This is a genomic window from Paracoccus benzoatiresistens, assembly GCF_026913015.1.
Taxonomy (GTDB): Bacteria; Pseudomonadota; Alphaproteobacteria; order Rhodobacterales; family Rhodobacteraceae; genus Paracoccus; species Paracoccus benzoatiresistens.
Genome location: NZ_JAPTYD010000005.1, coordinates 139878 through 165755, shown reverse-complemented (window position 1 = coordinate 165755; position 25878 = coordinate 139878). Strand labels below are relative to the sequence as shown.

Annotated in this window: 25 protein-coding genes, 1 tRNA gene and 1 pseudogene; 10 read left to right on the top strand and 17 right to left on the bottom strand. The window is 66.7% G+C overall.

Features of this window, described 5'->3' with window-relative positions:
• The 3 genes and pseudogenes from OU682_RS06535 to OU682_RS06525 form a co-directional block, all read left to right on the top strand.
• A pseudogene (locus tag OU682_RS06535) lies at window positions 1-477 on the top strand (IS21 family transposase); the annotation flags it as partial.
• Between the two features lie 35 nt (window positions 478-512).
• Complete coding sequence (istB, locus tag OU682_RS06530; protein WP_442952598.1) at window positions 513-1289, top strand: IS21-like element helper ATPase IstB; 777 nt, start codon at window positions 513-515, stop codon at window positions 1287-1289.
• Between the two features lie 258 nt (window positions 1290-1547).
• Window positions 1548-2201 (top strand): tyrosine-type recombinase/integrase, encoded by a 654-nt coding sequence (locus OU682_RS06525; protein ID WP_329609788.1) that lies wholly within the window; start codon window positions 1548-1550, stop codon window positions 2199-2201.
• A gap of 82 nt (window positions 2202-2283) precedes the next feature.
• Here OU682_RS06525 and OU682_RS06520 read toward each other — a convergent pair whose 3' ends face one another.
• The 7 genes from OU682_RS06520 to pdxH form a co-directional block, all read right to left on the bottom strand.
• Window positions 2284-2937: an outer membrane protein gene (locus OU682_RS06520; protein ID WP_268941262.1), complete on the bottom strand. Its 654-nt coding sequence runs from the start codon at window positions 2935-2937 to the stop codon at window positions 2284-2286.
• 216 nt (window positions 2938-3153) lie between these two features.
• Entirely contained in the window at window positions 3154-3546 is a 393-nt protein-coding gene (locus OU682_RS06515) for a PIN-like domain-containing protein (protein ID WP_268941261.1), read from the bottom strand.
• On the bottom strand, window positions 3543-4244 hold the full coding sequence (locus OU682_RS06510; protein WP_268941260.1) for a DUF433 domain-containing protein: 702 nt from the start codon (window positions 4242-4244) through the stop codon (window positions 3543-3545). The genes OU682_RS06515 and OU682_RS06510 overlap by 4 nt, the downstream gene beginning before the upstream one ends.
• A gap of 97 nt (window positions 4245-4341) precedes the next feature.
• Window positions 4342-4418 (bottom strand) — tRNA-Pro (locus OU682_RS06505).
• Window positions 4419-4601: 183 nt separating this feature from the next.
• Entirely contained in the window at window positions 4602-5102 is a 501-nt protein-coding gene (locus OU682_RS06500; protein ID WP_268941259.1) for a DUF192 domain-containing protein, read from the bottom strand.
• Window positions 5089-5688: a cold-shock protein gene (locus tag OU682_RS06495; protein WP_268941258.1), complete on the bottom strand. Its 600-nt coding sequence runs from the start codon at window positions 5686-5688 to the stop codon at window positions 5089-5091. The genes OU682_RS06500 and OU682_RS06495 overlap by 14 nt, the downstream gene beginning before the upstream one ends.
• A gap of 158 nt (window positions 5689-5846) precedes the next feature.
• Window positions 5847-6461, bottom strand: coding sequence for a pyridoxamine 5'-phosphate oxidase (gene pdxH, locus OU682_RS06490; protein WP_268941257.1), 615 nt, complete (start codon window positions 6459-6461; stop codon window positions 5847-5849).
• Window positions 6462-6543: 82 nt separating this feature from the next.
• Here pdxH and fabI point away from each other — a divergent pair, with 82 nt between their 5' ends.
• From fabI to OU682_RS06470, 4 genes are all read left to right on the top strand, one after another.
• Window positions 6544-7371: an enoyl-ACP reductase FabI gene (gene fabI / locus OU682_RS06485; protein WP_268941256.1), complete on the top strand. Its 828-nt coding sequence runs from the start codon at window positions 6544-6546 to the stop codon at window positions 7369-7371.
• A gap of 9 nt (window positions 7372-7380) precedes the next feature.
• A complete protein-coding gene (locus tag OU682_RS06480) occupies window positions 7381-7992 on the top strand; it encodes a LysE family translocator (protein WP_268941255.1) in 612 nt (203 codons plus the stop codon).
• Window positions 7993-8004: 12 nt separating this feature from the next.
• Window positions 8005-8505: a xanthine phosphoribosyltransferase gene (gene gpt / locus OU682_RS06475; protein WP_268941254.1), complete on the top strand. Its 501-nt coding sequence runs from the start codon at window positions 8005-8007 to the stop codon at window positions 8503-8505.
• A gap of 115 nt (window positions 8506-8620) precedes the next feature.
• Entirely contained in the window at window positions 8621-9382 is a 762-nt protein-coding gene (locus OU682_RS06470; protein WP_268941253.1) for a PRC-barrel domain-containing protein, read from the top strand.
• Window positions 9383-9435: 53 nt separating this feature from the next.
• On the opposite strand, the gene trpE is transcribed toward OU682_RS06470, so the two are convergent.
• The 4 genes from trpE to OU682_RS06450 all read right to left on the bottom strand — a co-directional run bounded on the left by trpE (window position 9436) and on the right by OU682_RS06450 (window position 14771).
• A complete protein-coding gene (gene trpE, locus OU682_RS06465; protein WP_268941252.1) occupies window positions 9436-10938 on the bottom strand; it encodes an anthranilate synthase component I in 1503 nt (500 codons plus the stop codon).
• Window positions 10938-12791, bottom strand: coding sequence for a peptidylprolyl isomerase (locus OU682_RS06460; RefSeq protein ID WP_268941251.1), 1854 nt, complete (start codon window positions 12789-12791; stop codon window positions 10938-10940). The genes trpE and OU682_RS06460 overlap by 1 nt, the downstream gene beginning before the upstream one ends.
• 68 nt (window positions 12792-12859) lie before the next feature.
• A complete protein-coding gene (locus tag OU682_RS06455; protein WP_268941250.1) occupies window positions 12860-14044 on the bottom strand; it encodes an aminotransferase in 1185 nt (394 codons plus the stop codon).
• The gene (locus tag OU682_RS06450) at window positions 14037-14771 is read right to left on the bottom strand and encodes a hypothetical protein (RefSeq protein WP_268941249.1); all 735 of its coding nucleotides are present in this window, start codon (window positions 14769-14771) and stop codon (window positions 14037-14039) included. The genes OU682_RS06455 and OU682_RS06450 overlap by 8 nt, the downstream gene beginning before the upstream one ends.
• Before the next feature lie 105 nt (window positions 14772-14876).
• Here OU682_RS06450 and OU682_RS06445 point away from each other — a divergent pair, with 105 nt between their 5' ends.
• The 3 genes from OU682_RS06445 to OU682_RS06435 are packed head-to-tail and all read left to right on the top strand — an operon-like array spanning window position 14877 to window position 17124.
• On the top strand, window positions 14877-15467 hold the full coding sequence (locus tag OU682_RS06445) for an anthranilate synthase component II (RefSeq protein WP_268941248.1): 591 nt from the start codon (window positions 14877-14879) through the stop codon (window positions 15465-15467).
• The gene (trpD, locus tag OU682_RS06440) at window positions 15464-16489 is read left to right on the top strand and encodes an anthranilate phosphoribosyltransferase (RefSeq protein ID WP_371832214.1); all 1026 of its coding nucleotides are present in this window, start codon (window positions 15464-15466) and stop codon (window positions 16487-16489) included. Before OU682_RS06445 ends, trpD begins: the two co-directional genes overlap by 4 nt.
• A complete protein-coding gene (locus OU682_RS06435) occupies window positions 16486-17124 on the top strand; it encodes a uracil-DNA glycosylase (protein WP_268941247.1) in 639 nt (212 codons plus the stop codon). Before trpD ends, OU682_RS06435 begins: the two co-directional genes overlap by 4 nt.
• 29 nt (window positions 17125-17153) lie before the next feature.
• On the opposite strand, the gene hflX is transcribed toward OU682_RS06435, so the two are convergent.
• The 6 genes from hflX to OU682_RS06405 all read right to left on the bottom strand — a co-directional run bounded on the left by hflX (window position 17154) and on the right by OU682_RS06405 (window position 25862).
• Complete coding sequence (gene hflX / locus OU682_RS06430) at window positions 17154-18482, bottom strand: GTPase HflX (protein WP_268941246.1); 1329 nt, start codon at window positions 18480-18482, stop codon at window positions 17154-17156.
• Entirely contained in the window at window positions 18483-18716 is a 234-nt protein-coding gene (hfq, locus tag OU682_RS06425; protein ID WP_020949330.1) for an RNA chaperone Hfq, read from the bottom strand.
• A 93-nt stretch (window positions 18717-18809) separates the two neighbouring features.
• The gene (locus OU682_RS06420) at window positions 18810-20438 is read right to left on the bottom strand and encodes a potassium transporter TrkG (RefSeq protein WP_268941245.1); all 1629 of its coding nucleotides are present in this window, start codon (window positions 20436-20438) and stop codon (window positions 18810-18812) included.
• A 6-nt stretch (window positions 20439-20444) separates the two neighbouring features.
• A complete protein-coding gene (gene trkA, locus OU682_RS06415) occupies window positions 20445-21821 on the bottom strand; it encodes a Trk system potassium transporter TrkA (protein ID WP_268941244.1) in 1377 nt (458 codons plus the stop codon).
• A 388-nt stretch (window positions 21822-22209) separates the two neighbouring features.
• Window positions 22210-23601: a nitrogen assimilation response regulator NtrX gene (ntrX, locus tag OU682_RS06410; protein WP_268941243.1), complete on the bottom strand. Its 1392-nt coding sequence runs from the start codon at window positions 23599-23601 to the stop codon at window positions 22210-22212.
• Window positions 23598-25862: a sensor histidine kinase NtrY-like gene (locus tag OU682_RS06405; RefSeq protein WP_268941242.1), complete on the bottom strand. Its 2265-nt coding sequence runs from the start codon at window positions 25860-25862 to the stop codon at window positions 23598-23600. Before OU682_RS06405 ends, ntrX begins: the two co-directional genes overlap by 4 nt.
• Window positions 25863-25878 lie beyond the last annotated feature (16 nt).

Genomic DNA, 25878 nt, shown 5'->3' with positions numbered 1-25878 from the left:
CAGCGTCTGCGGGTTCACCTCTACGATGACCGCATCGAGGCCTTTCTCGGCAGCACTCTGGTTGTCAGCCATCCACGGGCGCGCGGTCGCGGCGACGGCCATCGTGTTCATGTCATCAACTACCACCACGTCATCCACGCGCTGCGGCGCAAACCGCAAGCCTTGTGGAGTTCGATCTATCGCGACAGCCTGTTCCCCCGCACCGAATACGCCGAAGCCTGGAAAGCGCTTCAGCGGGATCTGCCCCGGCGGGAGGCCTGCCGCCGAATGGTTGATCTGCTGTTTATGGCTCATGACCAGGCCTGCGAGGCGGAACTGGCGCATCTGCTTGAAGACGATCTCGCCGCAGGCCGGCTGCCCGATCCCAAAGCGCTGCTCTCCCGCCTGAGCCCGAAGCCCATGACGCTGCCGCGGGATGTCGCCGTGACCCATCCATCGCTCGACAGCTTCGATGCTTTGCTGGGGGCACACGCATGACCGCCCGCGACGTCGACATCCACACGCTGCCCGGCATGCTGACCGCGCTGCGCCTGCCGAGCTTCCACAAGCTTTGGGCCGAGATTGCGACCCGCGCCGATAGTGAAGGCTGGCCTGCCGCTCGTTTCCTGGCCGTTCTGGCGGAGTATGAGCTGGCCGAGCGCGACATGCGACGCATTCGGCGCCACTTGAACGAGGCGCATCTTCCCGCCGGCAAAACACTCGCAACCTTCGACTTCAAGGCCTTGCCAAGCTTGCCACGCCCGCGTGTCGAAGCACTGGCCGCAGGCGACTGGCTGGAAGAGGGCGGCAACCTGATCGCCATCGGCAATTCTGGCACCGGCAAGACCCACATCCTGAGCGCCATTGGTCATGCCCTGATCGAGGCGGGACACCGCGTGTTCTACACCCGGACCAGCGATCTTGTGCAAAGGCTCCAGGCTGCCCGGCGCGATCTAGTCCTGGAGGCCGCGCTTGCCAAACTCGACCGGTTCGACCTGATCATCCTCGACGACATCACCTATGCCCACAAGGACCAGGCCGAAACCAGCGTGCTCTTCGAGTTGATTGCCCGGCGCTATGAATACCGCAGCATTGCCATTGCCGCCAACCAGCCCTTCAGTGGTTGGGACCAGATCTTTCCCGACAAGGCGATGACCGTCGCCGCCATCGACCGTCTGGTCCATCACGCGACCATCCTCGAGATGAACGCCCAAAGTTACCGTCAGCGTGCCGCGACAGCCAACAAGAGGGCCCGGGCTGAAACACCAGCGACAACCAGCAACGACAACCAGAACAAAGGAGCGGACTGAGCCAAGACACCGAACGACACGCCAACCCGGGCGGCTTCAAACCCGGCCAAGCTGGTTGTCGGTCAAGGACAAGGTGGTTGACGCACTACACACTACAACACTGTCAGGCCGCACAGTTCCCTGAGATATCGCCCGCCCGCACCGGACGCCGTCATCCCAATAGACCAGCGGCCGACGATGCACTAACAATCAACCTGGACCACTCGGTGGGGGCGGTCCAACCCTGCAGCGGGTCGTCTCCTTCGCCTACAGCGCGGCCTGATCGGGCATCACCACCTCCTGAAGATCCAGAAGCGGTCGAGGTCGAACCGGGCCGCCATCGTCTGGCGGCAGGAGGAGATCGATCACTTCCTCCAGCACGCGCCGGTCTACGCCGGCAGGGTCCTGATCGCGGCCGCCGAGACCGGCCTCCGGCCCGGCGACCTGCGCGACCTGACCCGCGCGGACATCGAGCAGACCGCGGCGGGGCAGTCCCGGATCATCCTCCGCACCCAGAAGAGCAACCGCAGGAACTATGCGTCCATCCCCGTCACGCCGCGGCTGAGGGCGATGATCGACGCCCTCCCCGCCGCGCAGCACCACATCGTGGTTCGGGATGACGGGCAGCCGTTCAAGACCGCAAACGCCTTGGGCGCCCTCATTCATCACTGGCGTGATGAGATCGGTATCCGCAAGGAACTGCATTTCTACGACTGCCGCAGCACGGCGGTGACCCGGCTGGTGCGGGCTGGCTGCAATATCGGGGAGTTGGTCGGACACATGGGCTGGAGCCTCGCATACGCCGCGCAGATGCTGAGCCGCTACGCGGCCATCGATCCGGACATGACCGACGGCATCCTGGACAAGGTGCTTTCCGCCGAACTCAGGCGCGCCGCGCTGGCGGCTCCGGTTCAGAACGAGGACGGCGAATAAGAAAAGCGGTTGAGCCATGCCAGCGTTCGGGTCAGGAGGCGCAGGCTTACAGGCAGGTCGGGCGCCCGTCCGTCAGGTTTCGTCAGAACGCAAAGCGCATGCCGACCAGTAGGTCGAAGGTCTCGAACTCGCCGTCGAAGTTCTCGTCAGCAGGGCCTTCAAACCTGTCCGACTCCGTCTGGAACCAGCGTCCTTCGGCGAAGAGGCTCATGTTGGGGTTCACCTCGTAGCCCACGCCGCCGAACAATTGATAGGCAAACACCCCGTCGGCTTCGAAATCCTGGCCGCCGGCGCTCTTCTCCACATTGGCCGCACCGATGCCGGCGCCGAGGTAGGGCTGGATCGACCCTGTCGGGCCCATGCTGTCGAACATGTAAAGCGCGTTGACCATGAAGGCCTGAGCCGAGGTGTCGCCGTCGGTCTGGTCGCCTTCAGCACGGTCTCTGACAGAGAAGTCGGCCTTGCGGTAGGTGTATTCGAGTTCCATCGCGAAGTTTGGTGTTACGGCTGCGCCGACCGCAATGCCCAGCGTATAGCCGGTGTCATGGTCGAAGCTCGGCGCGGCGATCTGCTCACCATCCTCGAAGAGCATCGTATCCAGGTCCGACGGCCAGGTCGCACCACCGAAACCCTTGATGTAGGCGTCTTCCAGCGACCACGCCTGAGCGCACGCCGTCCCGGCGCTCCCCGCCAACGCGGCGAATGCCACTGCTGCGGCCAAAGGTGCCTGTTTCATGGACCTCCCCTTTCTCTGTTCCTCGCCCAAGCTTCATCTTACACCACTTGCGATCAGTGTTTAACTGATTTGCCGGGGTGCTGCGGTCTGACATGGAGCGAGACTTCGGCTTGAGCGAACGTGATCGCCGCAGCGCCAACCCGCACCCTCCACACGACGGTCGCGTGGCCGAAAAAAGGAAAGAGATCGACAAGGCAGGACGGGAAAAACGGCCGCTCACAGCGGCCGCAGGCGGTCCCCCTTGGCAGGGATCTCGAACATGGACCCGCCCTGGACTAGGCCGACCTGCGCCTCGATCTTCGGCCAGAGGACCATGAGGCGCTCCATCTTCTTCAGGATCGTCCCCTTCTGAAGCGCTGGCGCGAAGATGAACGCGATCAGCCGCGATGCCCTGAAGGCCGCCTGCTCCGCCTTGTTCCGGGAGATCCGCCGGTCAGCCGACAGCACGGTCCAGTGCCCCTCGGCGTTCAGGACGCTGATCCATTCGATGTCCGTCACCTTAGGGCCGAACCGGTCCCGGATATGGATCACCTCGTGCTGGCCCCTGAACAGCTCGGCCAAGGCACGCGCCAGGGCCGGCGGCAGGTTCTCGTCCACGAGGATCCTCAAGCCGCGGCCAGCTCCTCGTGATACTTCACGGCGTCGGCCACGACCGACCTGTCCACCTCGTAGAGCGCGGCGACCCGTGCCACGGACCCCTCGGCCCGCACGGCGTCCGCCAGAACCTCGGTGGGCACGCCAGAGGCGGTCGCGACGGGCTGTCCGAAGGACCGCCCAGGGTCGATCACGATCGAGCCCTTGCCGTGGAACGGCCGCCACCTCAGGACCTCGTCCGCCTCGATGTCCAGGTCCTTGAAGGTGCGCTCGATCACGGACCGGAATGCGTATTGGTTCTTGCGCAGATCGATCAGGGCCGGATCGTCGGACCCGGCGATCCCTTCGAGAAAGATCGTCTTGCCGTCGGTCCGGAACCGCCCGGTGGAGAAGGGCTGCTCCTCACGAACGCAATCCCTCGCCAGGTTCAGGCAGGCGCGGACCGCCTGGAGGCTCAGGCCCTGGTCGACGAACGCCTTCACAAAGCGAAGCTCGATCAGGTCGCGGAAGCTCAAGGACAGCTGGTCATCGACCTTCCCGAACCGGGGCCGCCACAGCGGGTCGATAACCCTCGTCTGCCCCCCACGGGTATAGGCGTGCCCCTCCAGCCACCGCCGGACCGTCGCCGGGGAGGTTTTCAGGAGCCGCGCGGCCTCGGGGGCGGTGTAGAGCCCTTGGCCGACGAACTCATGGGGGCGGACTTGCTTGATCATGCCTTACTCTTACTCCGGGGCGTTCCCTGGGCAAGCCCATACCGTGCCGGAGATGGCACCGGCGATCTTCACGAAAGCAGAAAGAGCCGAGGGGAAGTGGTCGGAGTGGAGGGATTCGAACCCCCGACATCCTGGTCCCAAACCAGGCGCGCTACCAGACTGCGCTACACTCCGAATCCTTCACCGAGACAACGACTGTAAACCAAACTGTAAACTGGCCCGGATTTTGGCCGCTACAGCTTTGAATTACAACGCCTTTCGGCAGTCAGACTTACGGTACCCAAAATCGTCGCGCTACCAGGCTGCGCTACGCCCCGACGCGTTCCGTTTAGCGGATCGCGTCGGCGGGGAAAAGCCCTAGCCGCAGGGAAGCGATGCCAAATCCTGTTGCAGGCGGGGATGGGCCATCGGCTGCCCGACCTTCAGGCCAAGGCGCTCGGCCTCGCCCCCGCCGATTTCCAGGATCATCTGGCGTTCGGGCCGGGGATCGCCCGGCGCGGCGCCCGGAATGGGCGTCTCGTCCAGCGGCACGGCTTTGCGATGGATGTGGCGGATGGTGCCGGTCTGGTCCAGAAAGACCAGATCCAGCGGGATATAGGTGTTGCGCATCCAGAAGCTGACGGCGCGGGGACTGTCATAGATGAACAGCATCCCGTTGCCGGGCGCCAGTTCACGGCGATACATCAGGCCGCGCGCACGTTCGGATTCATCATCGGCCAGTTCGACCCGAACCGTCACGGTATCGCCGCCGGTTTGGAAGATCACACTGTCCGGAGAACAGGCTTGGGGATCGGCCAGCGCCTCAAGCGCGCCAAGCCCCAGGAACAAGACCGCAAGCGCCGCCTTATTCCCCGACATGCGTCATGAAATCCCTGATCTCCTGCGCCTGGTCGCCAAGCCCCGGAGCGCCCAGGGAACGGCCCCCCTGTTCGGTGCCGCGATCCCAGCTGGTGACCTGGGCCGCCATCAGGCCGCGCGGGCCTTCGACCACGCGAATGCCGATGGCCTCGCCGATGGTCAGGTCGGCAAAACCGGAATGGCGCAGGACCTCGACATGCAGGAAGACATCATCGGGATGGCCGAAGATGTTGGCAAAGCCGAATCCCTTGGCCTTGTCGAACCACTTGACGCGGGCCGGACGCAGCGGCAGCGCCTCGAGATGCTCGATCACGCCATTGTCCAGGTCGGCTATCGGCGCGCCTTCCGACAGCGGCGGCTCAATCGACACGACCTCGGTCGCCTGAAGGCCACGCTGCGTCGGCTGCATCCAGACGGTCACGCGGGACTGGTCGGCCACCGAGCTGCGTCCGAAATTCCGCAAGACATTGGCGTGCAACAGGATATCCGCGCCGCCTTCCTCGTTCAGGATGAAGCCATAGCCCTTGGTCGGGTCAAACCACTTGACCAGCCCGGATACCAGCTTCAGTCCCTTCTCTTCCGCCATCTTCCCACCACATGCGCATTGCGCGTCTTTGTTCTATCCTGGATCACCCAAAAACCGTTCAAATTGCCCTAGCGGCGGTCAATCGCAGAAAACAATGGCGAGCTATTACTCGGTTAACTTTTATCTATGGTCAGCCACCAGAACCTCTTCGTCAAGTCCTAGGGTGACAGCCGCTGAACAAACCACCTGCCGCCCGCTTCTTTGTCCCACCGGAAGCGGTCATGCAACCGGAAAGCGCCGTCGGCCCAAAACTCGATCTGGGTCGGAACGATCCTGAACCCGCCCCAGAACGCCGGACGCGGTGGCCGTGTTCCGTAGCGTAAACCCAGTTTCGCGACCTCTGCAACAAGGTTTGCACGGCTTTCCAGCGGCTGCGACTGCCGCGAGGCCCAGGCCCCCAGCCGGCTTTGCAAGGCACGGCTCTCGTAATAGGCATCGGCCTGTGCGCCCTCGACCCTGCTGACATGGCCGCGCACGCGAATCTGGCGGCGCAGGGATTTCCAATGCATCACGAAAGCGGCCCGGCCATTGGCGGTTATTTGCCGACCTTTGGCGCTGTCATAGTTCGTATAGAAGACAAAGCTGCCTTCCGTGCCCTGCCCCTCGATTTCCTTCAGCAGCACCATGCGCACATCGGGCATCCCGCTTTCGTCCACGGTCGCCAGGGCGATGGCGTTCGGATCGTTCGGCTCGGTCCCCTCGGCCTCGGCAAGCCAGGCCCTGGCGATATTGAAGGGGTCATCGCCCGCAAACAGTCCGTCTCTATCAGCCATGCCGCCTGTCCTTGCGCTTGATGCTTGCAACCCTTTGGCCTAAGCACCTTTCACAAAGGGTTGAAAGCGCGGAAGGCAGCACATGTCAAGCGAGCAGAAGCAGGGCCTGATGGCCGGGAAACGCGGCCTGGTCATGGGGCTGGCCAACGACAAGTCGATCGCCTGGGGGATCGCCCGCGCCGTCGCCGCCGAAGGGGCGGAGCTTGCGTTTTCCTATCAGGGCGAGGCGCTGAAGAAGCGCGTCGAACCGCTGGCCCAGCAGCTTGGCTCATCGCTGGTGCTGCCCTGCGATGTCAGCGACGAATCCTCGATCGATGCGCTGTTCCAGTCGCTGGGGCAGGAATGGGGCAGCCTCGACTTCGTGGTCCATGCCATCGGCTTTTCCGACAAGGAGCAGCTGCGCGGCCGTTATGCCGAGACGACGCGCGACAACTTCCTGATGACGATGGACATCTCGGTCTATTCCTTCACCGCCGTGGCGCGGCGGGCGGCGGCGATGATGCCCGAGGGGGGCAGCCTGCTGACGCTGACCTATTACGGCGCCGAACGCGTCATGCCCCATTACAACGTCATGGGCGTCGCCAAGGCCGCGCTGGAGGCCTCGGTCCGCTACCTGGCCGAGGATCTGGGCAAGGACAACATCCGCGTGAACGCGATCAGCGCCGGGCCGATCAAGACGCTGGCCGCCAGCGGCATCGGCGATTTCCGCTACATCATGAAGTGGAACGAGCTGAACTCGCCCCTGCGCCGCAATGTCACGCAGGAGGATGTCGGCAACTCGGCGCTGTATCTGCTGTCGCGGCTTGGCGGGGGCGTGACGGGGGAAACGCATCACGTCGATGCGGGCTATCATGTCGTCGGCATGAAGGCGGTCGATGCGCCCGACATCGCGACGGTCAAGAAGGACTGATCACCGGCAATGACCATCACCGCCGACCAGCTTCTGCTGTTCGTGGCCACGCTGTCCGTGGCGATCCTGTCGCCCGGCCCCGGCGTAATCGCCGTCAGCCAGGGCGCCTTTGCCCTGGGCCGCAGCCGCGCCCTGCCCTATGCCTGGGGGCTGGCGCTTGGGGCCTCGGTCTGGTGCCTGTTCGCGCTGCTGGGGCTGACGGTCATCTTTCGCATCCTGCCCTGGACCTATGTCGCGCTGAAAGTGCTGGGCGGGGCCTATCTGGTCTGGATCGCCTGGAAGATGTGGCGCCACGCCCCGGATCCCCTGCCCGACCCGACCCAGGGCAACGCCGGCATGGGCCTTGCGGGCGGCGCCATGCTGAACCTGTCCAATCCCAAGCCGGCGCTGTTCTACTCGGCGGTGCTGCTGTCGATCTTTCCGGCGCTGCCGACGGCGGGCGACAAGCTGGCCATTTACGTCACGGCAGCAGCCGTGGAACTGGCATTTTATAGCGCGCTTGTCTCGCTGATGGCTTTGCCTTGGCCGCGCCGTCGCTATTATGCCGCCAAATTCTGGATTGACCGCACGGCGGGGCTGGCCATCGGCCTGCTCGGACTGTCGCTGATCCTGCGCCATTGAACGGAGACTGCCATGATCGACCGCCTTCCCCACGAAAAGGGTTTCCACGTCAGCTGGGACCAGCTGCACCGCGACGCGCGCGCCTTGGCCTGGCGGCTGGACGGGAACGACTGGCGCGCGGTCGTCGCTGTCACGCGCGGCGGACTGGTCCCCGCCATGATCGTGGCACGCGAGTTGGACATCCGCGTGATCGACACGATCTCGATCCGGTCCTACAAGGGCGTCGGGACCGAAGCGGGCCAGGGCCAGCTTGAGGTGCTGAACACCCCCGATCCCGAACTGATGGGCGATGGCGAGGGGATCCTGGTCATCGACGACCTGGTGGATTCGGGCCGCACGCTGGAGCTGATCCGCGAGATGTATCCCAAGGCCCATCTCGGCACCGTTTATGCCAAGCCCAAGGGCAAGCCGATGGTCCAGACCTATGTGACCGAGGTCAGCCAGGACACCTGGATCTTCTTCCCCTGGGACATGGCCCTGCAATACGTCCAGCCCTATCGCGGCGAGGACTGAGAGGCGCTTTCGAACGAGATTTCAGGGGCTGCGGGGGAACTGTCAGGCAGGTCAGGCATTGTGTCCTCAATCGCGCATCGCACGCCATGCGCGGCTTTTTTTCAGGAGGAATACCATGCGCAACCTGATGCTGAGCACCGCAATGATCCTGCCGCTGATGATGGCCCCGGCCATTGCACAGGATACCGCCACCACCCCGGCCCCCGCCGATTCCGCGACCGGCACGACCACGGCCCCGATGGGCGCGGACGCCACCCCCGCCGCTGACGCCTCGGCCGAAGCCGAGGCGACGGCCGACGAGGCCGAGGAAGCTGCCGCCGAAGCCGAGGTTGCCGCCAGCGGCAAGGTCGAGCAGCAGCAGGCCGAGAACGAGCTGCGCATCGACTGGATCACCGATGCGACGGTGACTGCCCCGGACGGGACGGACATCGGCGACATCAATGACGTCATCGTCGATGCCGAGGCCGGCACCATGAAGGCCGCCGTGATCGGCGTGGGCGGCTTCCTGGGCATCGGCGAAAAGCAGATCGCGGTGCCGTGGGACCAGCTGACGATCAACTATGACGCGCAGGAAATCACCAGCGAGCTGACCAAGGAACAGGCCGAAGCCGCGCCCGAATACGTCTTCCGCGACCAGGAGGAAGCCCCGGCAGAAGCTGGCGAGGCTGGCAGCGCCTCGATGGCCCCGGCCACGGACACCACCGGCACGGCGCCGGCGGCCACGACCCCTGACGCGGCAGCCGCCACATCGACCGAAACCGGCGCATCGGGCGCTCCGGCCCCTGCCGATACGGCCGAAACGCCCGCCACCCCGCCGATGGGTTCCGACGCGGCCGCCCCGGCGGCCGAGGGAACCACGACCGCCCCGGCGAACTGATCCCCCAGAAGATCAAGCGGACGGCCCCTTCACCGGGGCCGTTTTCGCATGTCCTAGTTGCCGCGTACGAAGCGCGCGGCGCCTTCGGCCGCGCGTTGCAGGGCGCGGCTTTTGTTCACGGTTTCCATGAACTCGGCCTCGGGGTCGCTGTCATAGACGATGCCGCCCCCGGCCTGGATATACAGCGCGCCGTCCTTCAGCACGCCGGTGCGCAGCGCGATGCACATGTCCATCTCGCCATTGGCGGCGAAATAGCCGACCGCGCCGCCATAGACGCCGCGCTTCTCGGGCTCCAGCTCGTCGATGATCTCCATCGCGCGGACCTTGGGCGCGCCCGAAACGGTGCCCGCCGGCAGGCCCGCCAGCAGCGCCGACAGGGCATCCTCGCCCTCGCGCAACTCGCCCACCACGTTCGAGACGATGTGCATGACATGGCTGTAGCGCTCGATCACGAACTGCTCGGTCGGGCGGACGGTGCCAGGTTTCGCCACGCGGCCCACATCGTTACGGCCCAGATCCAGCAGCATCAGGTGCTCGGCCAGTTCCTTCTGGTCCGCCAGCAGATCCGCCTCCAGCGCGCGGTCCTGCGCCTCGTCCACGCCGCGCGGGCGGGTCCCCGCGATCGGGCGGATCGTCACCTCTCCGTTGCGCAGGCGCACCAGGATTTCAGGCGACGCGCCGACGATCTGGAAGCCGCCCATGTTCAGGAAGAACATGAAGGGCGACGGGTTGGTGCGGCGAAGGCTGCGATACAGTGCGAAGGGCGGCAGCGGGAAATCCATGCGCCAGCGCTGGCTGGGCACGACCTGGAAGATGTCGCCCGCCCGGATGTATTCCTTGGCCTTCTCGACGGCTGCCAGATAATCGGCCTTGCTGAAATTCGACACCGGATCGCCGATGCGGGCGTCATGGCCAAGCGCGCGCGGCTCGGACGGCTGGCGGTCGAGCGACCGCAGGGCGTCCATCACCCGCTCGGCGGCGCGGGCATAGGCCGCGCGGGCATTGTCGCCGCTGTTGTGCCAGGCCGGCGCGCAAAGCGTCACCTCGCCCTTGACGCCGTCCAGAACGGCCACGACCGAGGGGCGCATCAGCATCGCGTCGGGCAGGTCCAGCGGGTCGGGGTTCACGTCCGGCAGGCGTTCCACCAGCCGGATCATGTCGTATCCCAGATAGCCGAACAGCCCGGCGGCCACGGGGGGCACGCCCTCTGGCATCGTCTCGATCCGGCTTTCCGCGATCAGCGCGCGCAGGCTGTCCAGCGCGGGCCGGTCATCATTCTCGAACTCGGTCGAGAAACGCGCCTGGCGGTTGATGCTGGCCTTGCCGTCGCGGCACTCCCACAGCAGATCGGGCTTCATGCCGACGATGGAGTAGCGGCCGCGAACCTCTCCGCCCGTCACGGATTCCAGCATGAACGACATGGGCGCGGCCTCGGCCAGCTTCAGCATCAGGCTGACGGGCGTGTCCAGGTCGGCGGCCAGACGAATGGTGACAAGCTGGTTCTGGCCGGCGTCCCACGCCGCCTCGAAGGCGGCGAAGTCGGGGAAAAGCTCCATCACTGGACCTGCGCGTTGATGGCGTTGATGGCCGACTGATCCAGCTCGATCCCCGCCTCGCGCTGAACGGCGCGGGCGTAGTAGTCGAAGATATCGGATTGCAGCGACTGGCCGATGCGATCACGCACGGCATCGGTGATGCGCAGCGCGTCCTCGGCCGTTAGGTCGGCCTCGTGGATGGCGTCAAGCCGCATCAGGATCACGCGGTTCTCGGCATCAACGATTTCGACATCGCCCACTTCCTTCATGGCGAAGGCGCGGGTGACGGTCTCGGCCGGGGCACCCTCGATCCAGCCGTCGCGGGTGATGTCCTTGGCGGCGGTCCATTCCGGCGCGGGCTGGCCTTCGGGCGCGGCGTCGGACAGGCGCTGCTCCTCGGCCAGCGCCAGAAGCTGTCGATGCGTTTCGGACCGGCGCCAGTCGGCCTCGACCTCGTCGCGGACCTCCTCGAAGGGGCGCAGGGTCGGCGGAACGACCTCGTCCAGGCGCAGCGCGAAGACGCCGCCATCGTCCAGGTTCGCCAGTTCGGGGAAGTCGGCTTCCGAAACTTCGGCCGCCCGATCGCGGAAGGCCTGGTAGCCCGCGATGCTGCCCTCGGCGGGCGGGGCATCGGCCGACCAGTCGATGGTGCCGATCTCCAGTTCGGTTTCCTCGGCCACCTGCTCCAGCGAAGCGCCGCCCGCCAGCAGATCCTCGTATTCGGCCGACCGTTCCTCGATGGTCCGGCCGGCACGGTCCAGTGCGGCCTCGGCGCGCAGATCCTCGCGCGCCTGCTCGAAGGGTGTGTTCACGGGTTCCAGGATGGCATGGACGGCAAACAGCGCGGGGCCCAGGTCGGTCTGGATCGGACCCACCACGCCGGGCTGCGCCAGGCCAAAGACCGCCTCGCCCGCGGCCCCCAGGTCGGCCTGAGCAACCTCGCCCAGTTCCGCATCCTCGGGCTGCAGGCCGCGCTGAATCACAAAGGTCTCGAAGGGGGCCGTGCCCGCGTCGATCTGTGCCTTGGCGGCCTCCGCCTCCTCGGCCGAAGGGAAGACCAGGCGGCTGACCATGCGCCGCTCGGGGCGCTGGTATTCGTCGAGATTGGCGTCATAGGCGGCGCGCAGGGCGGCCTCGTCCAGCTGGACCGAGGGGGCCAGCATCTCGGGCGTCAGCCAGACATAGGTGATCTTGCGCGTCTCGGGCGCAGTGAAGCGGTCGGCATTGGCGCTGTGCCAGGCCTTCAGGGTGGCTTCGTCGGGTTCGGCCACCTGGGCGGGCAGCATGTCCTCGGTCAGTTCGTGCCAGGCGATGTCGCGGCGTTCCAGGATCCATTTCGTCGTGGTCTCCACCGCGGGCTTCGGCGCGGCGACGCCGCCCGCCACGGCGCGCTGGATCAGCAGGCGCGCCTCGTCCATGCGGACCTCGCGTTCGAACTCTGCCTCGGAGAGGTTCTCGCGGCGCAGCACATCGGCATAGGCGGCGCGGTCGAAGCTGCCGGTCGGTCCCTTGAACGCGGGCGCTTCCAGGATGGTCTGGCGCACCTTCTCGTCGCCCACGGCCACGCCGATGCGGTTGGCCTGATCCTCCAGCGCGGCGGCGGTGATCAGTTGCGCCTGCACCGCCTGGGGCAGCCCGATGGCTTGCGCCTGCGCGATGCTGAGGGCCTGGCCCGTCTGCTGCTGATAGGCGTTCATCTGGTTGCGCAGGGCGCGGGCGTAATCCTCGGCCGTGATCTTTGTCCCGCCGACCGATCCGATGGCCGTCGATCCGCCTGAGAAGCTGGTCACGCCGAAACCGCCAAGGCCCAGGATCATCAGGCCCATCAGCACCCAGACGATCGTCGATTTCCCGTGTGTGCGCAGGTTTTTCATGGCCCGGCCTTCCCTCATGGTCGTGTCGGAGATGTCTTTAGGGCGCGCGCGCCCTCGCCACAAGCCTGTCAGCCGCCGAACCCACGCAGGCGTGCGGCCAGTTCGGCGATCCGGGGCGCGTCGATATTGGCAAAGGCGATGCGCAGGTGCCGGGGGCCGGCGGGGTCGCCCCCGGGCACGAACATGGTGCCGGGCAACGCCAGCACGCCGATGCTGGCCACCATCCGGCGGGCCAGATCGGCCGAGGACGCGGCGAAGGGATGTTCGACCCAGGCAAAATAGGCCCCGGCGCTTTTCACCCGCCAGCCGGGCAGCGCGGACAGCGCCGCCACCGTAGCCTCGCGCCGTGCAAGGATCCCGGCCCGCTCGCCCGCCAGCCAGCCGCGCAGGTTCGCCATCCCCCACAGCGCGCCGATCTGCCCCAGTTGGGATGTCGAGATCGCCACCGTGTCCAGGAACTTCTCGACCTGCATCATGCGCGGCTCCGACGTGATCAGAGCGCCGACGCGATGCCCGGTCAGCCGGTAGGCCTTGGAAAAACTGTAGAGCTGGATCACCGTCCGGTCCCAATCGGGGCGCGTCAGCAGGTCATGGGGCGCGCCGCCGCGGCTGTCGAAGTCGCGATAGGTTTCGTCCAGGATCAGCGCCAGGCCACGGCTTTGCGCCAGATCGAAGAAGCGACCGACCAGATCCGCCGGATATTCCGCGCCCGAGGGGTTGTTGGGCGTCACCAGAACGATGGCCCGGCAGCGAGGCCCGATCAGGGCTGCGGCGCGGTCGGGATCGGGCAACAGGTCGTCCCCGCAAGGCAGCGGCACCGCGCGGATGCCCTGCATGTCCAGCCACATCTTGTGGTTGAAATACCAGGGCGCCGGCAGGATCACCTCATCCCCCGCCTGCGCCAGGGTCGTGATCGCCGCGCAGAAAGCCTGGTTGCAGCCCTGCGTGATCGCCACTTGGGCGGGCGCGACCGGGCCGCCATAGCTGGCCTGGAACTCCTGCGCCACGGCTGCGCGCAGGTCGGGGTTGCCCAGGACCGGACCGTAGAGATGCGCCTCGGGCCGGTGCAGCGCGGCATCCGCCATCGCCTCGCGCAGCGCAAGCGGCGGCGGATCGACGGGGGCGGCCTGGCTGACATTGATCAGCGGCCGGTCAGGCGGGAAGGTCACACCCGTCAGCCAGCGCCGCGCCTCCATCACCGGGGGCGCGAAGGTTGCGGCAAGGGCCGGGTTCAAAGGCAGGGGGTCAATCACGCGCCAGCCCCTGCAAATCGGTCAGGTCTGGCGGCAGCGACAGATCCAGCGCAGGCGCGGGCAGGCCCGGCGTCGGCGTGGCCTGTCCGGGCTGCGCCTGTGAGGGCGGTTCGCTGGCGGGAACGGCAGGGGCGGCATCCGGCGCATCGGCCCGGGCCCTGTCCGGCGCGGACAAGGCGGTTGGCACCGGCAGGGGCGCGGGGCGATCCAGTTGCGGCGCATCCTCACCGGCCGCGGGCGTGCCCTGCACCGGGCCGTCCTGGTCGCCCAGAGGCTGCGGGCGCGGATCGGTAGCCGTCAGCGCGACGGGCGCGGGTTCCGAGGTCGGCGCCACCACCGCAGGCGCCTCGGGTTGGTCGGGGCGCTCGGTCGCTAAGGGCGTGGGCAGGCGCGGGGCAACATCGCCGCCGCGACCGAATTCGGAGCCGGCCGGCAGATCGACCGCCCCCGCCAGCGGTGCGCCACCAGGCTGCGGTGCGGCGGGCTGCGGGGCGGGTTCCGGTTGCGGCACGGGTTCCGACTGCGATTCCGTGGGCACGGCAATTGGCGTAGGCCCAGGTTCCGGTTCTACGGGCACGGCAATAGGCGTAGGCGCGGGTTCAGCTATGGGCGCGCGCGCGGGTTCCGGTTCCGGCTGCGGCAGGGGAAACGCCAGCGACAATGCGACCACGGCGGCGATGCTGATCGCACCGCCATGCAGAAGACCTGTCCAGAAACCGCGTGCCATGTGCCCCTTCATGCCCGTGCCGGGCTTGACCCCCCGGCGCGCTTTGGCCCATCTATAGCCGACCCGCTTGGGCGGGGAAACCGCCACCATATCAGGGCGCCGACCATGATCCTTCTGATCGATAACTACGACAGCTTCACCTGGAACCTCGTGCATTATCTGGCCGAGGCGGGGGCCGAGGTCGTCGTGCGCCGCAACGACGCCCTGACGGTCGAGGAGGCGCTGGCGATGGCGCCTGACGGAATCGTGATATCGCCCGGCCCCTGCGATCCGGCGCAGGCGGGCATCTGCCTTGACCTGATCCGCGCGGCGGCTGACCGGGCCATCCCCCTGTTCGGCGTCTGCCTGGGCCACCAGGCCATTGGCGAGGCGTTCGGCGGCAAGGTGGTGCGCGCCAACCGCATCATGCACGGCAAGACCGACGCGATCAGCCATGACGGCAGCGGGGTCTTTGCCGGCCTGCCCTCGCCCGTGACGGCGACGCGCTATCATTCGCTGACGGTGCAGCCGGAAAGCCTGCCGAACTGCCTGCGCGTCACCGCGACATCGGACGATGGCACGATCATGGGCCTGATCCACGAGGCGCTGCCCATCGAGGGCGTGCAGTTCCACCCGGAATCCATCGCCTCGGAATACGGGCACGAGATGATCCGCAACTTCCTGGCCCGCTGCACCCGGCAAGAGGCCGCGGCATGAGCGTGACCGACATCCGCCCGCTGATCGGCATCGCAGCCACCCGCCCCCTGACCCTGGACGAGGCCGAGGCCGCCTTTTCTGCCCTGTTCGACGGTGCGGCGACCCCCGCCCAGATCGGCGGATTGCTGATGGCGCTGCGCGTGCGCGGCGAAACCGTGGACGAGATCGCCGCCGCCGCCCGCGCCATGCGCAAGCGGATGAACCGCATCAATGCTCCCGAAGGCGCCATCGACATCGTCGGCACCGGCGGGGATGGCAAGGGGACGCTCAACATCTCGACCGCGACGGCCTTCGTGGTGGCGGGCGCGGGCGTGCCGGTCGCCAAGCACGGCAACCGCAACCTGTCGTCGAAATCCGGCGCGGCGGATGCGCTGACGGCCATGGGCATCAACGTTATGGGCGGCCCGGCGGTCGCGCAGCAGGCGTTGAACGAGGCAGGCATCTGCTTCATGATGGCGACCATGCACCACCCCGCCATGCGCCATGTGGGGCCGCCGCGCGCGGAACTTGGAACAAGAACCGTCTTCAACCTGCTGGGGCCGCTCACGAATCCGGCGTCCGTGCGGCGTCAGTTGACCGGCGCCTTCAGTGCCGACTGGATCCGCCCAATGGCCGAGGTTCTGCGCGATCTTGGCAGCGACGCGGCCTGGCTGGTCCACGGTGCCGATGGCACCGACGAAATCAGCATCGCGGGCGAAACCCACGTTGCCGCGCTGAAGGGCGGCGAGATCAGCGAGTTCATCGTCACCCCCGAGGATGCCGGCCTGCCCCGCCACCCGTTCGAGGCGATCATCGGCGGCGAGCCGCATCAGAATGCCGCCGCCTTCCGCGCCCTGCTGGGCGGCGAGACCGGCGCCTATCGCGACGCGGTGCTGCTGAACGCCGCCGCCGCGCTGCTGATCGCGGGCAAGGCCGCCGACCTGCGCGAAGGGGCAGCAATGGCTGCCGACTCCATCGACAGCGGCGCGGCCAAGGCGCGGCTGGACCGACTGGCGCAGGTCACCGGGACACCCGAGGCATGAAGCCGCCTAAGGCTTGGGCCGACCTGCCCTTCTTCCGCGAGGACTGGCCGGCAATCCGCGACCGGCTTGAGAGCCTGGACAACTGGCTGCCAGGCCCGGCCCTGGTCTTTGCCGCGCTGGAAGCCACGCCGCCCGAGCGGGTGCGGGCCGTCATCCTGGGCCAGGACCCCTATCCCACGCCCGGCCACGCGAACGGGCTGGCCTTTTCAGTCGCGCCCGACGTTGGCCTGCCTCGGTCGCTGAAGAACATCTTCACCGAATTGCGGGATGATATCGGCGCCGTTCCTGCCACAGGCGACCTGTCCGGCTGGGCCCATCAAGGGGTTCTGCTTCTGAACACCTCGCTGTCGGTGCCCCCCGGCGATGCGGGGCGGCACGCGTCATGGGGCTGGGACCGTCTGGCGCGTGACGCGGTTGCCGAGGCGCAGAAGCACGGGCCGCTGGCCTTCTTGTTGTGGGGCAGCCATGCCCAGAAGGCGGTGAAGGGCCTGCCTCGCCCGCAGGATCTGGTGATCGCGACCGCCCACCCCTCGCCCCTGTCGGCGCGGCGCGGGTTTTTCGGCAGCAAGCCGTTTTCACGGATCAACGACTGGTTGAGAGAGCAGGGACGAGAGCCGGTGGATTGGGCGGCGTAGCCGGGATCATGGTGGGATGAAACCTCACCCTACTCGTCCGGTGAGTCCAATGCCTCGAACCCGGCCTTCTGCCGTTCGGTCCAGCTGACCTGCAATGTCAGGCCATTCTCGCCGCTTTCCTCGCGTTCAACGACGCCCGCCTCGTGCAGCCAGGCACGGCGGCGGCCGTCGGAGAACGGCAGCGTCACGACGTCCGGCATGCGCGGCTCGTCTAAAGCCTCCGACAGATGCGCGTCGACGGCGGCGATCAGGTCGTCCAGACCCTCGCCGGTCAGCGCGCTGACGGCCTGCACGCCTTCGGTGCGGGCATCGGTCCGGCGCAGGGCGTCGCGCGTTTCGCCCGACAACGCGTCGATCTTGTTCCAGACCTCGAGCAGCGCGACATCCTCATCCACGCCCAGAGATTCCAGGATCTCGGCCACGTCGGCCGCCTGTTCCTCGGTCTCGGGGTGGCTGATGTCGCGGACATGCAGGATCAGGTCGGCCTCGAGCACCTCCTCCAGGGTGGCGCGGAAGGCGGCGACCAGTTCGGTCGGCAGGTCGCTGATGAAGCCCACGGTGTCGGACAGGATGATCTTGCGCCCCGCCCCGCCGCCCGGCCCCGGCAGGCGGATGCCGCGCATGGTCGGATCAAGGGTGGCGAACAGCATGTCCTTGGCCAGAACCTCGGCCCCGGTCAGGCGGTTGAACAGCGTGGACTTGCCGGCGTTGGTATAGCCCACAAGCGCGACGATGGGGTAAGGCACCTTGGCCCGCGCGGCGCGGTGCAGGGTGCGCGTCTTGACCACGCGGTCCAATTGGCGGCGCAGGCGGGTCATCTGCTCGTCGATGGCGCGGCGATCCGCCTCGATCTGCGTCTCGCCGGGGCCACCCACGAAACCTAGGCCGCCGCGCTGGCGCTCCAGGTGGGTCCAGGCGCGGACCAGCCGGGTGCGCTGATAGGACAGCGCGGCCAGTTCGACCTGCAACACGCCTTCTCGCGTGCGCGCCCGATCGGCGAAGATTTCCAGGATCAGCCCGGTCCGGTCCAGAAGCTTGACGCCCCAGTCCTTTTCCAGATTGCGCTGCTGAACGGGGCTGACAGGGCCGTCGACCAGCACCAGTTCGACCTCGGCCGCTTCAAGCCGGTGCCCGATCTCGGCCAGCTTGCCCTTGCCGAACAGGCGGCCCGGATCAGGCTTGCGCAGGCGCGCGATCTCGTCGCCGACAATCTCGATCCCCGGCAGGGCATGGGCCAAGGCCACGGCCTCGGCCAAGGCATGTTCGGGTTCGCGCCGCTGCGTCCGGCCGGTCGCCAGATCGGGGTGGATCACATAGGCGCGGGTCGGTTTCGCCTCAGTTTCGGTGGGTTCGGCCAATCAGTCCTCGCCTTCGTACAGCGAAATGGGCTGACCCGGCATGATCGTGCTGATGGCGTGCTTGTAGACCAGCTGGGATTGGCCATCGCGGCGCAGAAGAACGCAGAAATTGTCGAACCAGGTAATGACGCCTTGCAGCTTGACGCCGTTGATCAGGAAGATCGTGACAGGCACCTTTGCCTTGCGGACGTGATTGAGGAACGCGTCCTGCAGGTTCTGCTTGTCGCCAGCCATTGTTTTTCCGTTTTTTACTGTCCCGGTCGGATTAACATCTAAGCGGTTGATGCACCCCTTGCAAGCATGTCGCGCCCCGGCGGAACAGGGCGATCAGCGGCGCCAGAACTGTGGCGAAAACAGCGCAAGAACCGCCAGCGTCTCGACCCGCCCCACGATCATCGCGCCCGCCAGGATCGTCTTGGTGAAGACCGGCAGGCCCGACCACCCTTCCCAAGGGGCCGAGGCGATGCCGGCGGTGCCTTCGAAGGCGGGCGTCAGCGGGATGGCGGCAGCCAGGGGGCCGGTATTGGTCAGCGCGGCGATGGAAAGGATCGTCGCCGTTTCGATCTCGATCCGCTGGATCGAGACAAGCGCAACCACCACGGCGATGGAGGTCGCGAACAGCATGAAGAAGATGAAGGCCAGGTAGGCTCCCTCGCGCCGCAGCCTGCGGGCGATCTGGCCCCCGCCCGCGACCGAGTTCGCATGGACGATCCGTTCCATTTCCCGCTGGCCGTGGCGGGCCAGGGCATAGACGCGCAACAGCTTGACGCCACCCGCCGTGGTCGCGACCCCGCCCCCCATCATCGCAAGCCCCGCCAGGATCAGTCCGGGCGACGTCAGGCCCGACCAGGCCCGCGCGCCCTGCCAGTCGATCGACGTCCAGCCGGTCGTCGTCAGGTAGCTGAGCCCGCTGAACAGCCCGCCCCAGAAGGCAGCCAGGCCGTTGCGCAGGTCGTGCAACAGTTTCAGCGATCCTTCGGGCGCCTGCTCGGCCTCGATGGCGCCCAGGAAGTGGCGCGCGAACAGGGACAGGGCGACCAGCGCGACCAGCCCTGCCGCCAGCTTCAGTTCCGGGTCGTCGATCAGCCTGTCGCTGGCGCGCAACTGCTCGCCGCCGGGCCAGAAGCGGCGCGACAGCGCAGGGATCAGGAACAGGAAGACCGCAACCTCTCCGGCCAGACCCGACCCTGCGCCCGACGGGCCGAGGACCGGAGATATGCCGCTGGTGGACAGCGTGCCCATGGACCGACACAGCGCCACCAGCCCCGGATCGCCCAGCAACAGCAGGATGAGCCACAGGGCGAGCGTCAGCCCCGCATAGACCGGAAAGACCATCGCCGCCGACCGCGCCAGGCGATGATGAGGATGGGCCAGCGCCGTCCGGTAGGAAGGCGAGGACAGATGCGGGTTCCTGTCCAGCGGATCGGCGGATCGGGGCAGCCGCTCCAGATATTCGCGCCGTCCATAGGGACGGGCCATGATCTCGAACCCGCCGATATGAAGGGGGGCCAGGATGGCCGTCGCGGCGACCAGGATGAACAACCCGCCCATCCAGCCCACCATGGACCGCCACAGATGCAGCGGCGCCGGCAGCAGATCAGCGGAATAAAGCGAGGCTCCGGTCGTGGTCAGCGACGAGGTCATTTCCCACCAGGCGTTGAACAGGCCGGTGTCGGGCATGCTTTCGGCAAAGGGCAGCGCCATGACCAGCGGCATCCCCCCGTAAACCGCCAGCATTGCCAGCAACGTGTCGCGCGGGCGCGGCGGACGCGGGTTGGCCCCGGTGGCAAGGCCGACCAGCGCCGCCCCCACCAGCACCAGAAGCCCCCAGTAAAAGAAGTTGCGCGCCAGTTCCTCCTGATCGCTGACCGAGGCATAGGCCGCAGGCAGCATCATCGACAGCCCGGTCATTGCGGCCAGCAGGACGAACAGGGGCAAGCGCAGAAGGACGGCCATGGCGCGTCAGAAGAAGTCGATCGAGACCTGCAACAGGCGCTCGACTTCTGGCACGTCCTTGGACAGGGCAAAGATCAGGACCACGTCGCCCTCGTCTATCCTTGTGTCCGGAGCGGGTTTCACGATGCGGTCGCCCTTCTGCACGGCACCGATCAGCACGCCTTCGGGAAATTCGATGTCGCGGATCGCGCGGCCCGAAATCGGGGACGTGGACAGGGCCTGCGCCTCGATCACCTCGGCCTCGGCGTCGCCGATCGAATAGATGTCGCGCACCCGGCCGTGGCGGATATGGCGCAGGATGGTGGACACGGTGGTGGCGCGCGGGTTGATGTAGGCGTCGATGTCCAGCACCTCCATCAATGGCACCATTGTCGGATCGTTGATCAGCGCGATGGCAAGCTTGGCCCCCGCCTGCTTGGCGCGCACCGATGCGAGGAGATTGGTCTTGTCGTCATCCGTCACGGCCAGGAACGCGTCGGCCGAAGGGACGGCGGCCTCGTCCAGCAGTTCGGCTGACAGGCCGTCGCCGTTCAGCACGATGGTCCGCTCCAGCCGGTCGGCGGCAAATTCGGCGCGGCTGCGGTCGCGTTCGATCAGCTTGGTGCGGACGCGGTCAGGCCGCGCTTCCAAGGCCTGCGCCACGGCAAGACCCACATTGCCCGCCCCGACGATGGCGATCCGTTCCTGCTTCAACGGCGGCTTCCCGAAGATCTCCAGCGTGCGCCCGATATCCTCGCGATGGCTGAAGACATAGATCTGGTCGCGCGCGAAAAGCTGGTCGCCCGGTTCCGGCGCGAACAGCCGCGACTGCCGCCGCACGCCCACGACAATGGCGCGCAGGCTGGAGAAGAGAGCGCTCAACTGTCGCAGGGGCGTGTTCAGCGCGGGGCAGTCATCCTCCAGCACGATGCCCAGCAACTGGACCTTGCCGTCCATGAAGGTTTCCACGTCAAAGGTCGAGGGCGCGGACAGCCGTTGCAGGGCCGCCTTGGCGACTTCCCGTTCCGGGCTGATGACCACGTCGATGGGCAGGTGGGACGTGGTGTAAAGATCCGAATAGATCGCATCCAGATAGGCGCTGCTGCGCAGCCGGGCGATCTTGCGCGGCACCTGGAAGACCGAATGGGCGACCTGGCAGGTGACCATGTTCACCTCGTCCGAATGGGTCGCGGCGATGATCAGGTCGGCATCGCGCGCGCCCGCGCTGTCCAGCACGTCGGGATGGCTGGCAAACCCGGTCACGCCCTGCACGTCCAGGGCATCGGTCGCACGGCGAATCAGTTCAGCATTGTTGTCGATGACCGTGACATCGTTGCGTTCGCCAGACAGGTGGCGGGCGATCTGCCAGCCGACCTGGCCCGCGCCGCAGATGATGATCTTCATGGCCTCCCCCTGCTCCCGGCGCTGCCCGCGTAACGCCTTGCCTATGCCGCCGGTTCGCGGGGCGCAACCGTCACGCGCAACGCCGCGGGCGGCGGTAAACCGCCGCGTTCAACCCGTCGTTGCGGATAGTAGATGACAATACGAAAAAAGTGGTAAATTGACCTTACGGCAACATGCCGGGCCAAGGTGCCTTCTGTGTGATGCCACCCGCGTCGCAGATCCGACATGAAGGAGGGATCATGCCGATGCCGGAATGCCGGGGTCCGTCTGCAGCCCCGCACTTCGGCAAGAAGCATGGCTGTTGCCCCGACAGCCTTCCCCGCCGTGCCAGGACGCGGGTCGTGACCGGCGCCTGCCAAGGGCAGGCCGCCGGTCACGGATCGGCGCCTTACTTGCCCATCAGCAGCTCGTCCTCGGGGCGCATCCCGCCAACGACACCAAGGGATTTCAGCTTGCGATGCAGCGCGCTGCGCTCCATCCCCACGAATTGCGCCGTGCGGCTGATATTGCCGCCGAAGCGGTTGATCTGGGCGACCAGGTATTCGCGCTCGAACATCTCGCGCGCCTCGCGCAGGGCCATGGCGGTGATCTGCGGGCCAAGGCTGAGGGCGTCGCTGTTGTCGGGGGTGGCGCCCTGCGGCTCCAGTTCGGCGGGTTGGATGGGGCCGCTTTCCTCGGCCAGGATCAGCACCCGTTCGATCACGTTGCGCAACTGGCGGATGTTGCCGGGCCAGCGCATGGACTGCAGGGCGGCGACCGTTTCCTCGGGCAGGTCGCGGGGCGGCAACCCCTGGGTCTTGTGGAACTGGTCGATGAAGTGGCGCGCCAGCAGGGCGATGTCGTCACGCCGTTCGATCAGCGAGGGCACGGCTACCGGCACGACGTTCAGCCGATCATAAAGCTCCTGCCGGAACCGGCCCGCCGCGATTTCCGCGGGCAGGTCGCGGTTGGTCGATGAAATCACCCGCAAGTCGACCCGGACGCGGTCCGCGCCCCCGGCCCGCACGAACTGCTGCTCGGTCAGGACCCGAAGGATTTTCGGCTGCGTTCCCAAGGGCATGTCGCCCACTTCGTCGAAATAGATGACGCCGCCGTGGGCCTGTTCCAGCAGGCCCGGCTCGATCCCACGCTCGGGGGTCTCGCGGCCGAACAGCACCTCCTCCATCCGCTCGGGCTCGATGGTGGCGCAAGGGACGGTGACAAAGGGCGCGCTGCCGCGCGGGCTGTGGGCGTGGATATAGCGCGCGGCCATTTCCTTTCCGGTGCCCGGCTCTCCGGACAGCATCACGCGGCCGTTCGATTTCGCCACCTTGTCCAGCGCATCGCGCAACCGCTTGAAGGCCACCGAATGGCCCAGCATTTCGGTCGCCCGATCCCCGCCGCGCCGCAGGGTGCTGTTTTCCCGGCGCAGGCGGCTGGTTTCCATTGCCCGGTTCACCACCACCATCAGCTGGTCGATGTTGAAGGGCTTTTCGATGAAGTCGTAGGCGCCCTGCTTGATCGCCGCGACCGCGATCTCGATATTTCCGTGCCCCGAGATGATGATCACGGGCACGTCGGGGTTGTTGCGCTTGACCTGCTTCAGGATGTCGATCCCGTCCATCCGGCTGTCCTTCAGCCAGATGTCCAGGACCATCAGCGCGGGCTGGCGGTCGTTCAGGGCCGCCAGCGCCTCGTCCGAGTTCGCGGCGAGGCGCGTCTCGAACCCCTCATCCTTCAAGATATCCGCGACCAGTTCGCGGATATCACGCTCGTCGTCAACGATCAGGATATCGCTCATATCGGTGCTGCCTCATCTTCTTTTGTTTTGGTTTTACGCTGCGCGCCCCGGACGGGATGGCGTTCCCGCGGAAGGCGTATCTCGGCCATGGCCCCCTGCCCGTCGGGCCTGTCCGAAAGGGAAAGACTGCCGCCGTGTTCCTCGACGATCTTCTTGACGATGGGCAGGCCAAGGCCAGTGCCGCTGGCCTTCATGGTCACGTAAGGCTCGAACAAACGCGACCGGTCGGCGGGCAATCCCGGGCCGTTGTCGGTGATGCGGATCGTGACGGCATCATGATCGGCCTGCATCAGGACGCCGATGTGGGGAGACCAGTCTTCCGGAGGATTTTCCGCCTTTTCCTCAACGGCCTCTCCCGCATTCTTCAACAAGTTTGTGAAGGCCTGCCGCAGCATCCCGCCGTCGCAGTCCACGATCACCGGCTGGTCCGGGATCTGCGTCGAAAGGGCCCCCTTCAGCGCATCCTGCTGCAGCAGCGCGACTTCCTTCAACAGGGCGGCCAGGTCGATCTCGGCGCGGTCGGGTTCGGGCATCCGGGCGAATCGGCTGAACTCGTCCACGATCCGGCGCAGGTCGCCCGTCTGGCGGATGATGACGTCGGTATACTGGTCCAGGGATGCCTTGTCCTCGGGACTGGCCAGCTTGCCGAACTTGCGGCGCAGGCGTTCGGCCGACAGCTGGATGGGGGTCAGCGGGTTCTTGATCTCGTGCGCGACGCGCCGGGCAACGTCGCCCCAGGCTGCCATGCGCTGCGCGGTCACAAGCTCGGTCACATCGTCGAAGGCCACGACATAGCCCTCCAGCCCACCATCGGTGCCGCGCCGGACCGCCATGCGCACCAGCAGGCTTTCGACCCGGCCTTCGCGCATCAGCCGGACCTCGTCCTGGACGGTCTCGGCCACCGATGCCGACAGGCGGTCGAACAGGGGCGCGAATTCGGGCACCGCCTCGGACAGCAGCGCGTCGATGTCACGCTTAGGATCCAGCCCCAGCAGGCGGCTTGCGGAACGGTTGACAAAGTCGATCTCGCCCGCCGCATCAAGGCCGATCACGCCAGAGGTGACGGAGGACAGCACGTTGTCGAACAGCCGCCGCTGTTCGTCGCTGACACGATAGCTGTCGATCAACTCCTCGCGCTGCGCCTTCAGCTGGCGGGTCATGCGGTTGAAGGACTGGCCCAGCGTCTGGATCTCGTCGCCGGTATCCGGCTCGGGCACCTGAATGTCCAGGTTGCCGTGGCCCACCTGCTCGCTGGCCTGGGCAAGAAGCCCGATGGGCCGCGACAGGCGCGATGCGAACCAAAGCCCCAGCAACACCGCAGCCGCGACCAGAAGCAGCGCGAATGCCAGATAGACCAGCGAGAATTCGAACAGCACCTGGCTGCGTGTCTGTTCCAGTTGGCGATAGCTGCCGACGGTCGCGCGGGTGTCGTCCACCAGGCCCAGCAGGTCGCCGTCCACGTCGCGCGTCACATACAGATAGCGGTCGGCCAGCGGCGGCAGGGCAACCAGGGCGCGGAATTCGTTGTTCTGCCAATCTTCGATCAGCACCACGCCTTCGGTCTGCGCGCGGTCTAGGTCGCTGCTTTCCGGGGCCTCGTACCAGAACAGGTAGGACCGTTCGCCTCGGGCGCGGATTTCGCCATTGCCGTTGATGACATAGGCCTCGCGCAGGCCGCGCTGGATCATCGCCTGACCCTGCCCCAGCAGCAGCCGCAATTCGCCGTCGTCGATCAGCGGATTGGCCCGCCCGGCCTGGGTCAGCACGCCGGCCAGGGCCTTCGCATCCTCGGTCAGGTCGCGGCGGTGCTCCTCCTGATAGGCTTCGGCAGCCGCCTGAGAGGTCGTGACCACCTGCTGCACCCGGCCAGAGAACCAGCCTTCAAGTCCGATATTGACCAGGAAGCCCGCAAACAGCGCGACCAGCACCGTGGGCACGAGGGCCAGACCGGCAAAGATCAGCACCAGCCGCGCGTGCAGCCGCGATCCGGCGGCGGTCTTGCGCCGGGCGGTGATCAGCCGGGCCATGCGCAGCACGATGATCCCGATCAGCACGATCAGATATGCCAGATCCAGAAGCAGGATCAGCCGCAGCATCCGGCTTTCGGCGCCCTGCGCCAGCGGGCCGAGAACGGTCATCGTGGCGCCCGCCAGCAGGATGCCGGCGATCAACACTCCAGCAGTCATTGCACCGCGCCAGCGACGCGGCAGCTTGACCTTTGCGAGCCTGTCCCAGCCCAGCCCTGACACGGCGCCTGCCATAGCCCCCACTTGCCGT

Coding starts and splice junctions, on each gene's coding strand:
- istB (WP_442952598.1), top strand. CDS start 513: ATGCTGACCGCGCTGCGCCTGCCGAGCTTCCACAAGCTTTGGGCCGAG.
- OU682_RS06520 (WP_268941262.1), bottom strand. CDS start 2,937: ATGAAACAGGCACCTTTGGCCGCAGCAGTGGCATTCGCCGCGTTGGCG.
- OU682_RS06510 (WP_268941260.1), bottom strand. CDS start 4,244: ATGATCAAGCAAGTCCGCCCCCATGAGTTCGTCGGCCAAGGGCTCTAC.
- OU682_RS06500 (WP_268941259.1), bottom strand. CDS start 5,102: ATGTCGGGGAATAAGGCGGCGCTTGCGGTCTTGTTCCTGGGGCTTGGC.
- OU682_RS06495 (WP_268941258.1), bottom strand. CDS start 5,688: ATGGCGGAAGAGAAGGGACTGAAGCTGGTATCCGGGCTGGTCAAGTGG.
- pdxH (WP_268941257.1), bottom strand. CDS start 6,461: ATGGCTGATAGAGACGGACTGTTTGCGGGCGATGACCCCTTCAATATC.
- fabI (WP_268941256.1), top strand. CDS start 6,544: ATGTCAAGCGAGCAGAAGCAGGGCCTGATGGCCGGGAAACGCGGCCTG.
- OU682_RS06480 (WP_268941255.1), top strand. CDS start 7,381: ATGACCATCACCGCCGACCAGCTTCTGCTGTTCGTGGCCACGCTGTCC.
- gpt (WP_268941254.1), top strand. CDS start 8,005: ATGATCGACCGCCTTCCCCACGAAAAGGGTTTCCACGTCAGCTGGGAC.
- OU682_RS06470 (WP_268941253.1), top strand. CDS start 8,621: ATGCGCAACCTGATGCTGAGCACCGCAATGATCCTGCCGCTGATGATG.
- trpE (WP_268941252.1), bottom strand. CDS start 10,938: ATGGAGCTTTTCCCCGACTTCGCCGCCTTCGAGGCGGCGTGGGACGCC.
- OU682_RS06460 (WP_268941251.1), bottom strand. CDS start 12,791: ATGAAAAACCTGCGCACACACGGGAAATCGACGATCGTCTGGGTGCTG.
- OU682_RS06450 (WP_268941249.1), bottom strand. CDS start 14,771: ATGGCACGCGGTTTCTGGACAGGTCTTCTGCATGGCGGTGCGATCAGC.
- OU682_RS06445 (WP_268941248.1), top strand. CDS start 14,877: ATGATCCTTCTGATCGATAACTACGACAGCTTCACCTGGAACCTCGTG.
- trpD (WP_371832214.1), top strand. CDS start 15,464: ATGAGCGTGACCGACATCCGCCCGCTGATCGGCATCGCAGCCACCCGC.
- OU682_RS06435 (WP_268941247.1), top strand. CDS start 16,486: ATGAAGCCGCCTAAGGCTTGGGCCGACCTGCCCTTCTTCCGCGAGGAC.
- hfq (WP_020949330.1), bottom strand. CDS start 18,716: ATGGCTGGCGACAAGCAGAACCTGCAGGACGCGTTCCTCAATCACGTC.
- OU682_RS06420 (WP_268941245.1), bottom strand. CDS start 20,438: ATGGCCGTCCTTCTGCGCTTGCCCCTGTTCGTCCTGCTGGCCGCAATG.
- trkA (WP_268941244.1), bottom strand. CDS start 21,821: ATGAAGATCATCATCTGCGGCGCGGGCCAGGTCGGCTGGCAGATCGCC.
- ntrX (WP_268941243.1), bottom strand. CDS start 23,601: ATGAGCGATATCCTGATCGTTGACGACGAGCGTGATATCCGCGAACTG.
- OU682_RS06405 (WP_268941242.1), bottom strand. CDS start 25,862: ATGGCAGGCGCCGTGTCAGGGCTGGGCTGGGACAGGCTCGCAAAGGTC.